Origin of the sequence: Vibrio echinoideorum (genome assembly GCF_024347455.1) — a bacterium.
Taxonomy (GTDB): Bacteria; Pseudomonadota; Gammaproteobacteria; order Enterobacterales; family Vibrionaceae; genus Vibrio; species Vibrio echinoideorum.
Genome location: NZ_AP025483.1, coordinates 2,918,762 through 2,931,157 on the forward strand (window position 1 = coordinate 2,918,762; position 12,396 = coordinate 2,931,157).

General features: G+C 43.1%; 11 protein-coding genes. 2 read left to right on the forward strand and 9 right to left on the reverse strand.

All coding sequences use genetic code 11. The annotated features are described in order from the left end of the window. Positions 1-49: 49 nt before the first annotated feature. The gene (gene murJ, locus OCV36_RS13200) at positions 50-1,612 is read right to left on the reverse strand and encodes a murein biosynthesis integral membrane protein MurJ (protein ID WP_135458743.1); all 1,563 of its coding nucleotides are present in this window, start codon (positions 1,610-1,612) and stop codon (positions 50-52) included. Positions 1,613-1,864: 252 nt separating this feature from the next. Between murJ and rpsT the strand changes: the two genes are divergently transcribed. Continuing rightward, positions 1,865-2,125 (forward strand): 30S ribosomal protein S20, encoded by a 261-nt coding sequence (gene rpsT, locus OCV36_RS13205; protein ID WP_012603273.1) that lies wholly within the window; start codon positions 1,865-1,867, stop codon positions 2,123-2,125. 182 nt (positions 2,126-2,307) lie between these two features. Here rpsT and OCV36_RS13210 read toward each other — a convergent pair whose 3' ends face one another. Both OCV36_RS13210 and nhaR read right to left on the reverse strand, forming a co-directional pair. After that, positions 2,308-2,601 carry an ArsR/SmtB family transcription factor gene (locus OCV36_RS13210; RefSeq protein WP_009848443.1) on the reverse strand — a complete coding sequence of 98 codons (294 nt, stop codon included), beginning with the start codon at positions 2,599-2,601 and terminating at the stop codon, positions 2,308-2,310. Between the two features lie 100 nt (positions 2,602-2,701). Then, positions 2,702-3,592 (reverse strand): transcriptional activator NhaR, encoded by an 891-nt coding sequence (gene nhaR / locus OCV36_RS13215; protein ID WP_017072875.1) that lies wholly within the window; start codon positions 3,590-3,592, stop codon positions 2,702-2,704. A 389-nt stretch (positions 3,593-3,981) separates the two neighbouring features. On the opposite strand from nhaR, the gene OCV36_RS13220 reads away from it, so the two are divergent. Continuing rightward, the gene (locus tag OCV36_RS13220) at positions 3,982-5,127 is read left to right on the forward strand and encodes a Na/Pi symporter (RefSeq protein ID WP_135458740.1); all 1,146 of its coding nucleotides are present in this window, start codon (positions 3,982-3,984) and stop codon (positions 5,125-5,127) included. A 272-nt stretch (positions 5,128-5,399) separates the two neighbouring features. On the opposite strand, the gene OCV36_RS13225 is transcribed toward OCV36_RS13220, so the two are convergent. The 6 genes from OCV36_RS13225 to ptsP form a co-directional block, all read right to left on the reverse strand. Beyond that, positions 5,400-5,876 (reverse strand): hypothetical protein, encoded by a 477-nt coding sequence (locus OCV36_RS13225; RefSeq protein WP_065207252.1) that lies wholly within the window; start codon positions 5,874-5,876, stop codon positions 5,400-5,402. 216 nt (positions 5,877-6,092) lie between these two features. Continuing rightward, positions 6,093-7,481, reverse strand: a complete 1,389-nt coding sequence (locus OCV36_RS13230) for a winged helix-turn-helix domain-containing protein (protein WP_135458738.1) — start codon at positions 7,479-7,481, stop codon at positions 6,093-6,095. Positions 7,482-7,605: 124 nt separating this feature from the next. Continuing rightward, positions 7,606-8,457 carry a thymidylate synthase gene (locus OCV36_RS13235; protein ID WP_065207250.1) on the reverse strand — a complete coding sequence of 284 codons (852 nt, stop codon included), beginning with the start codon at positions 8,455-8,457 and terminating at the stop codon, positions 7,606-7,608. Between the two features lie 9 nt (positions 8,458-8,466). Further along, the gene (gene lgt, locus OCV36_RS13240) at positions 8,467-9,288 is read right to left on the reverse strand and encodes a prolipoprotein diacylglyceryl transferase (RefSeq protein WP_135458735.1); all 822 of its coding nucleotides are present in this window, start codon (positions 9,286-9,288) and stop codon (positions 8,467-8,469) included. Positions 9,289-9,345: 57 nt separating this feature from the next. Then, a complete protein-coding gene (locus OCV36_RS13245; protein ID WP_017072870.1) occupies positions 9,346-10,137 on the reverse strand; it encodes a sulfite exporter TauE/SafE family protein in 792 nt (263 codons plus the stop codon). Between the two features lie 8 nt (positions 10,138-10,145). Next, positions 10,146-12,395, reverse strand: coding sequence for a phosphoenolpyruvate--protein phosphotransferase (gene ptsP, locus OCV36_RS13250; RefSeq protein WP_017072869.1), 2,250 nt, complete (start codon positions 12,393-12,395; stop codon positions 10,146-10,148). Between the last annotated feature and the right edge of the window lies 1 nt (position 12,396).

The following is a 12,396-nucleotide window of genomic DNA, read 5'->3' on the forward strand; positions in this document are numbered from 1 at the left end:
ATTTACATCATTTATTGTGTGAAACCGACGGATTATATACTAATCAGTATTAATCTGTCGCTGCTTTTAAATGTTTTACTCGGATACCTAAAACCAGTATCGAAACAATATAAACAAAGCCACCAAGTCCAATCAAGCCTGTTAATGTAAGAGCTCTCTGGCTGAAACCCCATTCAAGCCACTGTTGCATATTATCCAACTGCCATAAAATAGCCGCAACCATCACCACACCCGAGATAATCAACTTGGCACTAAACAACAAGGTTGTCTTAGATAATTGATACACACCCGCAAGATGCAATCCACGATATAACAACGCCATATTCACGAAAGCGGACAATGCTGTCGCTATCGCCAAGCCGACATAGCCATAGAAATACGCAAAGATCGCGTTGAACACCATATTGGTGACCATGGCGATAATGCCGTACTTAACGGGTGTTTTGGTATCTTGGCGAGAGTAATAGCCCGGAGCCAATACCTTGATTAGCATAAAGTTAAGCAAACCTGACGCGTAAGCCACCAGCGACATTGACGCTTGATGCACATCATGCGGGGAAAACTCACCACGCATGAACAACACCATCAACATTGGCTTAGCTAAAACGATGAGACCCAACATAGCAGGAATACCTAGAAGCAAAACCATGCGTACGCCCCAGTCCATCGTTTGGGAGAAACCTTCATTTTGAGCATCGACGTGTTTACGGGATAAAGCTGGAAGAATCACGGTTGCAATCGCAATCCCGAACAGCCCCAATGGGAATTCGAGTAATCGGTCTGAGTAATACAACCAACTGATTGAACCGGTCGCTAGGAAACTGGCGATAAATGTGTCGAATAATAAGTTGATTTGGCTAACTGATACACCGAACAAAGCTGGGATCATCAAGGTGCGGATCTTAACTACGCCAGGATCTCTCCAACCCCACTTCGGCTTAACCAATACACCCGCTTTTATCAAAAATGGCATTTGGAAAAGAAATTGGACTAATCCCCCAAGAAACACACCGATGGCTAAGCCAATTTCAGGTTGTTCCAAATTAGGAGAAATAAACCATGCTGCGCCGATAATCATCACGTTCAAAAACACAGGCGTAAAAGAAGAAACAGCAAACTTACCTAATGTATTGAGAATCGCACCAGACAAAGCAACAAAGGTAATAAACCACAAATAGGGAAAGGTAATTTTGAGCATAAAGCTCGCAAGCTCAAATTTTGGTGCTGATGGGCCATCATTAAGCCAGTCGATAAACCACCCCGCGCCAAACATTGCGGTGATAACTCCAGAGCCTAATACCCCAAGCACCGTCACAATGGAAACCAACACCCCAAGTGTACCGGACACCTTTGCTATCAAGTCTCGAGTTTTATCTTTATCACCTGCGGCGTGATATTCCGTCAATACCGGCACAAAGGCTTGAGAAAAAGCGCCTTCGGCAAAAAGTCGACGTAAAAAATTAGGAATTTTATTCGCGAAGAAAAATACGTCGGCACTCGCTCCTGCCCCCATCAAATTTGCGACTACTACATCACGTACTAGCCCTAACACACGGGAAACAAAAGTCATTGCACTGACAATCAGGCCTGACTTTAATAGTCGTTTACTCACAAAAACCTCTGACACTGGTTGATTACTTTCAAGCAAGGATAAAGACTATCCTATCCTTAGAAGCATAATTATTAGCATTGGTCTAAAAATGCTGTTAGAATCCCCGCCATCTTAACCGCGATAACCTTTCCATACCAAAATTTGTTTTGGCTACGATTGGTTTTTGCACAAATCATTTGACAATTAAGAGTTAAAGAGGGATAGTCCTCGCCCTTAAATTGTCACCGAACTAAGTTTTTGGGAGTTAGACCCTTGGCAAACAGTAAATCTGCTAAGAAGCGCGCTATCCAAGCTGAGAAACGTCGCCAGCACAATGCTAGCCGTCGTTCTATGATGCGCACTTACATGAAAAAAACTATTGCAGCTATTGAAGCTGGCAATAAAGAAGCTGCAACTGCTGCTCTTGTAGAAGTTACACCTCTTCTAGACCGCATGGCGACTAAAGGCCTTATTCATAAGAATAAAGCTGCACGTCATAAGTCTCGTTTCGCTGCTGCAATCAAAGCTCTTTAATAGAAATTTGATTACAACGCAAAACGTAAAAACCGGCCTTGGCCGGTTTTTTTATATCTAAAATTTGGCGAATACTTTTCTAAGTCTTACTAATAATTGTCTAACTCTCACTAATAAATAGCGACACTTCCTTGTGCCGGCCTTATTTCTGATGGGAAATGAGCTAATCCACCAGCAACAAGCTACTTGCAGTACATACCATGCAGTAGGTTAATCATCGCTTTTACTTCTTCACTGCTCAATGTGTAATACACCGTCTGAGCCTCTTTACGAGTTTCGACCAAACCATCTCTTCTCAACCACGCAAGGTGTTGAGATAAAGCAGACTGACTCAGTTCCAACTTACCACACAACTCCCCAACCGACAGCTCAGTACCATGTAATAGGCACAAGATCTGTAAGCGACGCTCGTTGGCCATGGCTTTGAGTAGAATCACAGCTTGTGCTGAGTTCTTCTCCATCTCTTTTAAGTTCATAGTTTGGCTCCCTACAACCTTTACGCCAACTACGGGCTATCAGTATTTCCGGCATATGGTAGGGTTATGATAATCGATATCAATTCATTAACAAACAATCTCACTCGAACAATTTGCTAAAATCTGCGTCACATACATTTTTTACTGCTGGATGTTGGATCATCCTCTCAGCAAATATGACGTAGTACTCCTCTTTTAACTCTTCAATACCACCCAACAACTGTAGTGATGTGTCTTCTTCAACTTCAGACATATAGAGTGTGGGAGCTAAGAAAATGGCGTCATGATGATAACGAGCAAAGGCTTTCATCAATGCAGCATCATCAAACTCACCTAAAATATCAGGCTTAAGCCCTTGTCTATCGAACCATTGCAGAACTTTACGCCCCATAGAAGTTCGGCTGCCCGGGATTAACAGTTTTCTTTCTTCTAATACAGCGGGGAAACTCACGTCTTCGACACTGCCTGAACAGAAAAAACTCATACCACTCTCGCCTAGTTTTTTACTAAACAAGCCTGGGCTTTGGCTAGAATCAACAGGACAATCAGATAAGATCATATCAAGCTTATGTTGAGAGAGTTGTTCCAAAAGCATTTCATGGGTAGATTCAAAGCAGCGTAAATGAATACTGTTATCTGAAGGGATGGTCGACATCAGAACTTTGCTGACGAGCCTTTTGGACAGAGCATCCGCAACGCCAACATCAAACAAAATATTTGAATGTTGGCTGTAATTCACAATATCCAGCATTTCATAACTCAAACCAAACATACGGTCTGAATACTTAAATACCAACTGACCCAGCTCAGTCGGCTCAACGCTGCGCCCATTCCGCTTAGTTAACTTGCCATCCATACGCTCTTCTAACGCTTTTATCTGACCTGTTACCGTTTGTGGTGTTAAAAATAGAGCTTCTGCAGCTTTAGTGACAGAACCTTGTTTGCAAACCATCCAGAAGTAATAAAGGTGGTTATAGTTGAGGTGCGACATAGATGTGCCGTAATGAAAGAGTCGATACCCTGTTATACCAAATATGACACTCCCACTCAACAAACTCGGAAAAACCTAACCTAAACACCCATTACCACTTATTTTATCGAAGTGTGTAATTTCATAATGTAATATTAAGGCGATTATTTTCAATTTTTTTCTAACTTTTAAGATCTATATCACTCATTAAAATCACCAATAAAGATCATCTAAAACAGTCACTTAAATCACCAACATTTGCTATTAAAATATTTAAACAGCAAATCATCACAAAAAAGTCTTACCTACACCAAAATGTAATATTACTGAAATATTTCCCCTCTAACATCACGCTCAGATTAAACAAACAGACCACACTCAGACTTAAACGGTCCAATGGAGAAAACATTATGAACCAAGCTACTACTGTAGCAGCGCCTATTTCGAGCTCTACTCGTTGGCTACGCTGGGCTAACTTGGCATTCATGCTTTACCTACTATTACTTTCAGTTTCAATGGTAGGTACAGGCTTCAAATGGGCAACAGGCGAACAAGCAAAAGTTCTTTTTGAATTTGCTTCACACCCAGTTGCAGGCTTAATGATCGGCTTAGTGGCAACAGCACTTATTCAATCATCAAGTACAGTTACTTCAATTATCGTTGGCCTTGTGGCAGGTGGTTTACCTGTTGAGCTAGCAATTCCAATGATCATGGGTGCCAACATTGGTACAACCGTAACCAATACGCTAGTTAGCCTTGGTCATGTCCGTTGTAAAGTAGAGTTCAAGCGTGCCTTCGCAAGTGCGACTATTCACGACTTCTTTAACCTATTGGCTGTCGCTATCTTCCTACCATTAGAGATGGCATTTGGTATTCTAGAGAAAATTTCTCACTGGTTAGTATCACCGATGCTAGCAACAGGTGATATGAGTATGGGGGGTCTAAACTTCATCAAACCAATCACTAAACCTGTAGTCAGTGCGATTAAAGAGCCACTATCAACGTTTGGCGACACTGTAGGCGGTATCATGCTTATCGTTCTTGGTATCGCAACAATCTTCGTAGCTATCACTGTAATGGGCAAGCTAATGAAGAGCCTAATGGTTGGTCGTGCTCGTGAGATTCTAAAGAACGCAATCGGTCGTGGTCCTATTCACGGTATCGCTTCTGGCTCTATCGTTACTATCCTTGTTCAGTCTTCTTCTACAACAACAAGCTTGATGGTTCCACTAGTAGGCTCTGGCGTTCTAAAAGTACGTGACGTTTATCCTTTCACTTTGGGTGCAAACATCGGTACTTGTATTACCGCTCTATTAGCAGCAACAGCAGTATCTGGTGAGTTTGCAGTATTCGCCCTACAGATTGCTCTAGTACACTTGGTGTTCAACATCATGGCAACGGTATTCATCTTTGGTATTCCGTTCCTACGTGAACTTCCTGTGAAAGCATCTGATATTATTTCTGACATGGCAGTGAAAAACAAAGCTGTAGTGGCTGGTTACCTTGTTGCGGTATTCCTTGTACTGCCTGGTACCGTGTTAGCACTTACGGCTTAATAGCTAAATAATTCGATAGCTTAACCGCTAGCAAGACACATCGCTTATAGTAAAGCCCGCAACCTAGGTTGCGGGCTTTTTCTTTTCTAAAAGCAGGCATCAAAACAGATGAGGGGGGCGAGTAAACGAGTGGCGAAGAGCAAAAACAGATACGAAGTGATACCAATAGAGTAACGAAAGGCATCGCTTTCAACATTATCTTATATAAGCTCTTCGTGCCCTGTATCTCACATCCCGATTATCCGCATCTTCAACAATTATTTAAAGACCGCTTACTTACCCTGCTCGTTACGAAGGTACATGATGGCAACCATACCAAAGCCGATAAATTGCCATAAATATTGTCCGTCGCTTGCGCCTGTGATGGTTTGCGTGAAAGCCATACAACTGGTCACAAACAGAGAGGTAAAGGCAGCATAGAGTAACCATGGACGTTCTTTTCCAACCATAAACTCACCGGCAAGTACCGAGCGAATAACCAGTAAAAACGGAACACATTGCAAAGCAATCAGAATCGGGAACATAAAATCGAATGTTGGACTCAGTAGAGCATGACCGATTTGGCTCTTGTCCCAAGTTCCTACAATATAACCTTTCCAACCTGCCCAGGTATCTCCAGCATAAGCGGTATCTGGCGTGACAAAGCCAAGTACAACGCCCATCACTTTATCGATAAAGCCATTTTTGAACCAAAAGACGAATAAGAAGATCTGAATTGGAATGATCTGAAAAGCAAACTTCTTCAACATGTGTGTACCCCAAATAATTAATGATTTGGTTAACAGTATGTGGAAGTCGATGTTTCTACGCTTGATGCAAGGCAATCGAGTCTGATTCCAAACAATAATCAAACATGTAGGAAACCAGTTGGCACAAGGAAATATTACGACAATACCGTTGCTATCAGCGATTCCTCAACACCTTCGCTTCAAAGCGTATTTCGAGGTTTAGGAAAGGTTTGTTTTTTATAAAGATTCAATCAGATCAAACAGTTGGCCGCTATGCTCTTTTTTCACTTCGGTATAGCGTTGATAGTTGTATTGCGAGCCCTTGGGATTATCCGATAGCTTGTCAGCCACACTAAGCAAATAAAAGCTGATTGGGCTCGGTGTACTTTCAGCTGCATAAGAGAGGTAAGGGAAAGCTTGATTGGCATGTTGGTTGATTAACAGTGCAAGACCTAATGTAAGGTTGGCGATATCACAACGCGGATTCATCTCAAATGCTTGCTTTGCTAATTGTAATGCTTGTTCGCGATCTTCCTGCTGATGACTTTGCAAATAAGCCAGAGATTGCGAATACGACAGTAAAGCATTGACCAGATAATTGTCTCTTCCTTGCTGTTGAATCGCACCCAGTTGAAGTGCAATGTCCGCAAATGGCTGACCACCTTTACCTTGGTAAAAAAGCGATATTCCCTCTGAGATAACACTCCAATCAGCGTAGTTATCAATAGAAGTCACTCGATGGTTTGCCAGGCCGTATTCTGAGGTCATTGGTACAATAATGGCTTTGATCTCAAGAATCACATCCCCAATGGCATCGAAGAAGTTATCTTGGCTAAATCTCTTTTCCACTTTCTGACTTTGATTAGGCTGGCGGTTATTTTGTATAAGCACGCTCAGTACATAGTCACCGCCCTTTTTCTTGAGCCAACCTTTGAGTTCGACACCATTATTGGCAAGTGATTGCTTGCTATGTTTCGAAAGCTGAGAGAAGTGGTAACCCGATAAATTTTTAGCCGAATTCAATCCATAGAAAAGATAGTTGTATACGCTTTCTGACATCTCATATTCATTCGTAGAATCGAGCGTAATATCATGGATATAAACGGGAATTACATCACTTTGATAAGAGGCAATACCGACAGTATCATTAGTTGATACTTTGGTTTGCCATACCCAAGTTGCTATCAAGCCAACCGAGAAGACTGCAGTTGTAATCAGGGCGATGGTTTTCTTTTTGGACTTAGCAACAAGAGCTTTAGGTTGGGAGGCGTCCTCAACGGGAGTGGATTCGACGCTCGGCTGAGTCACTTCTATATCGAACAGGTAACCTTGCTTAGGAATAGTCTGAATGATGCTATATGGACGTGATTTATCCTGAAGCTGACAGCGCAGCAAACTGATGACCTGTCTGACTAAATTGTCAGACACTTGAGTCCTTTGCCACACATCGGCAGCTATCTGTTGCGTGCTAACCACTAACCCACGATTTTCGATAAAATAGCTGAGCAATCTTGCTTGCAATGGTTCTAAATGAATCTCTTCACTATCAATCACTAACTGATTTTTGTCAGGGTAGAAAGAAATAGGAAAGTCGTGTTGCAGTATAAAGCAATGCGAGCGAGTCATAATGGTTCAGTGGTTAGAGATAATCACCCAAGACTATTGGTTTTACAAATAGTAAGCAAGCTAAGCATTACTAAATAAAAAGACTGCACAGAGGCAGCCTTTCAATCAAACAAAGCAAATTAGATTACACGGAGAACGGGTACTTAATCGCTTCGTGGCATTCGTAACCTTCAATCCAGAAGTCGTCCATCGTTACCCATGTTTCTAAGTCTTCAAGAGACTTAATCTCAGGGTTAATATGGAATGTCGCTGCCGCTAGGGGCTCACGCTTCAACTGGATGTCACGCATTGGCGCTAATTGGTCTTCGTAGATATGACCGTTAACAATCTTATGGTAAGCCACACCTGCTTTCTTGCCTGTGATTTGCGCCATGATAGCTAGGAACACATAAACTTGAACCATGTTGAAGTTCAGGCCTAATGGCACGTCACAAGAGCGCTGGGTGCTATTTAGGTACAGAGTGTCACCAAGCAAAGAGAAATGGTGACTGTACATACACGGACGCAAACAACCCATATGGAACTCACCTGGATTGTAAAAGTTTAAGATCTCGCCGCGGTCATCAATACCGTTCGTTAAATCATCAACAATCTTCTTCAGTTGGTCGATATGACCACCATCCGGCTTTGCCCATGCACGTCCTTGAACACCATAAACACGGCCCATGTCGTCTTCGCCCTTACGATAAGGGTTGTTCAACCACGCTTCATTCAAGTTAGAGTTCGCATCCCAGGTTTTAGTCCCTAGTTTGCGAAAGTCTTCAGCATTATCGTAACCGCGAATATAGCCAAGCAGTTCAGCAACAGCCGCTTTCCAGAAGCTCTTACGTGTTGTTACCAGTGGGAATTGGTTATTGCCAACATCATACTCAAGGTCCGCATTGATCACAGTTAGGCAGCGCTTGCCTGTTCGTTCATTTTCAATCCAAACACCTTCGTCAACAATACGCTGACAGAGTTCTAAATACTGTTTCACACCAATTCCTTACTTCGTTTGTTGTGGTAATTCGTCTTTGTAGTGACCACGCTTGTATGCCCAAACCATCACCAGCACACCGATAATAACCATCGGCAATGACAGAATTTGTCCCATAGAAATAAATCCACCGAACAAGCCTAGGTGAGCATCAGGTTCACGTACGTATTCAACTAAGAAGCGGAATGTACCATACCCTGCCAGGAATAACCCTGATACAGAACCAAGAGGACGTGGCTTTTTGATAAACCAGTTTAAGATGAAGAACAGCACAATACCTTCAAGCGCCATTTCATAAAGCTGAGATGGATGACGCGGAAGTGGACCACCATTCGGGAACACGATTGCCCATGGCACATCAGTGACACGTCCCCATAGTTCGCTGTTCATGAAGTTACCTAAACGCCCCATACCTAAACCAAATGGGACTAATGGTGCAATCATGTCTGCGACACCAAAGAAGGTACGACCGTTCTTTTTGGCATACCAAAACATTGCGGTGATCACACCAAGTAAACCACCGTGGAAAGACATACCACCGGTCCACACCTTAAATAGGTAAAGCGGATCAGCTAAGAAAAGATCAAAGTTATAGAAAAGTACGTAGCCAATACGACCACCAAGCACGACACCTAGAAAGCCGGCAAATAATAGGTCTGATACTTGCTCTCGAGTCCATCCGCTATCAGGTTGATCAGCTCGGCGATTTGCTAGCCAAAGAGCAAACATAAAACCAACAAGGTACATTAAGCCGTACCAACGAACTGAAATTGGTCCTAGTTCAATAAGAACAGGATCGATATTTGGGAATTCGATAAAACCCTGAGACATACTTGGCTCTCTATCTAAATTGAATAACGGTTAGCTCAATAGCTAACAGAAAAGACACTACAGCAGCATAGTGGCCGCTATAAACATTAAAAATACCGCAAAGAACTTCTTCAATACGGGGGTTGGTAGTTGAGTGGCCAGTTTAGCGCCAATTCGCGTGGTCAGAACTGAAGTACAAGATATTGCGACTAAAGCCGGTAGATAAACATAACCCAAACTATACGCAGGAAGATCATCTACAGATGAACCATGCCAAATAAACCCTAGCATTCCTGAAATAGCGATAACAAAGCCGCACACCGAAGATGAACCCACGGCCTTACGCATTTCCACACCATGATGATTAAGGAAAGGCACAGATAAAGATCCACCACCAATACCAGCTAAGCTTGAGACCAAGCCAATACCACCACCACATAATATGGTTTTCCCAGAGCTCGGCATCGTTTTCTGACTCGTAGAACGAATCGACAATAGCATTTGTAACGCTAACACCAATACGATCGCACCAAACACTTTCGGTAGATATTGAGCAGGAATAACGTCGGCTACAAAAGAACCCAGGAAACCACCCACTACCACACCCGGCATCAACCACTTGACGACAAATATCTCTACGTTCCCCAGTTTTAAGTGGTTAATCGCAGATGATCCTGACGTAACAATAATGGTTGATAGCGAAGTAGCCAATGCCATTTGCATAGCAAATTCTTGAGGAATACCCGCTTTAGGAAGCAAAAATAGCAAGGCAGGAACCACTAGTAAGCCACCACCAATGCCGAGCAAACCCGCTAAAACACCAACAACAGCACCAAGGCCTGCTAACAAGCCTATTAGTTCATATGACACGTCAAATCCTATTTTTTACCAGCTCGAATGAAGCCTGTAAATTCATGCTCTTCGAAATAGTTGAGCATCATACTATAGATGTCACGACCATACGGTTTTGAAAGTGCCTTATTTGCTAAATCCTGCAATTCACTCAGGTTAGACTGGCGTATCAAATATTTAGTCCTTGCGACATTTGAGGTATTCATACTTAACGTCTCATACCCTAGCCCAATCAAGAGCAATGCGCCCATTGGATCACCCGCGAGCTCTCCACATATACACACAGGCAATTGATATTGCTTACAAGTATCATGGATGTGTTTCAATGCCATGATCACTGCAGGGTGCATGGATTCATAGACATCAGAGACGCGGGAATTGTTCCGGTCAACCGCCAATAAATATTGTGTTAAGTCATTGGTGCCCACCGAAACGAAATCAACTTTATCCGCAATAAGCGGAAGAAGGTAAAGCATTGATGGCACTTCAATCATGATACCGATACGCGGCATACGAACTCGACTGTCTAGCTCATACACTTCATCGTAGGCTTGCTCGATGAGTTGAACTGTATCATCCAGTTCTTGAGTGCTAGAGATCATCGGCAACAAGATACTCAAATTCTGACTATCACAACTCGCACGTAACATCGCACGCAACTGGATAATAAATATATCGGGGTGATCGAGTGTAAAACGAATACCACGCCAGCCAAGGAACGGATTGTCCTCCTCAATAGGGAAGTAAGGTAACGCCTTATCACCGCCTATATCGAGTGTACGCATTACAACTTGCTTCTCCGGATAGCTCGCGAGCACAGAACGATACTGCTTGAACTGTTCGTCTTCTGACGGGAACCTTTGTTGTAATAAGAAAGAGATTTCTGTTCGATACAGGCCTACGCCATCCACCCCTTGGTTAATCGCAATATTGGTATCAGCACTCAAACCCGCATTAAGCAGAATCTCTACCTGTAGATCATCTTGTGTTTTTGCGGGTAAGTATAATTCTCGGTTGACCATAGAAGAGAGCTCGCCTTCTTCTAAAATCAGCCCTTGGTATTCACTGAGTAAGTTTTGAGTCGGCTCAATAAAGATCTCACCGCTATACCCATCAACAATGGCTTGCTTGCCATTCGCTTGAGCAAGGTTGAGATTAACTCCCATGACAGAAGGAATGCCAAGAGCACGAGATAAGATCGCCGCGTGAGAGTTCGCCGCCCCCTCTAAGGAAATGACAGCCAACAGCTTTTCTTTTGGAATCGACGCTAAAACAGAGGCCGTTAATTCACGGACTACCAGAATAATAGGCTTATCTAATGTGCGGAGTTCATGCTCAGAGTTATGAAGGAAATACAGCAGCCTTTGTCCGAGTTCTCGGATGTCTTGCGCTCTCTCTCGAAGATAAACATCAGACATACGAGCAAAACGGTTAGAGTAACTCTCAACAACTTGCCTTAATGCCCAATCGGCTTTATCGCCTTTCTGAATTTGGCTTTTAAGATCCTTGCGCAACATGGGATCGTTGAGTAAGTGAGTAAACAGGTCAAAGATCGCCAACGCGTCTTTATTGATTTCGCTGTCCAAGCGCTTGCGCATTCGCTTAAAGTCATTGAGAGCATTCTCGACGGCGACTGCCAGCAACTCATGTTCTCTTTCAACATTAAGCGTAGATGCAGGATAAACATCGGTTAATTCAGGCTGCGTGTTGTCCCACCACAAATCACCAATCGCAACGCCAGATGACGCAGCGATACCTTTCGTCGCAGGCAACTTTTGTTGTTCTAATAACCAATGACCTTGGGTTTGGGCATGCGCCACAATAACCGCAAGCTGTGCAGAGAGAGTGACAAGGAAAGACTCTTCCATCTCACTGAATAAACGAGGGGACTTTTGTTGAATAACCAAAACGCCAAGCACTTGCTTGCGATGGATAATCGGAGTGCCTAGAAAAGAGTGATAAACCTTCTCTCCAAGCTCTGGAAAAAACTTATAAGCAGGGTGAGCAGACGCTTGTGCAAGGTTGATAGGTTCAGCACTTCTCTTAACAAGGCCAACCAAGCCTTCGTCAAAACCAATGTGAATACTATTACCTTTGAAGATCAGGCCTTGAGTTGCCATCAACTCAAGACGCTGCATATCATTATTTGCCAAATACACGGTGCAACATTCCGTCTGCATCGCACTGCATGTCTCTTTAACTAAAATATCAAGAGCCGTCGACACATCTTCAACTCTTGATACGTGTTCAACTATTTCCCTTAGTTGACTGAGCATG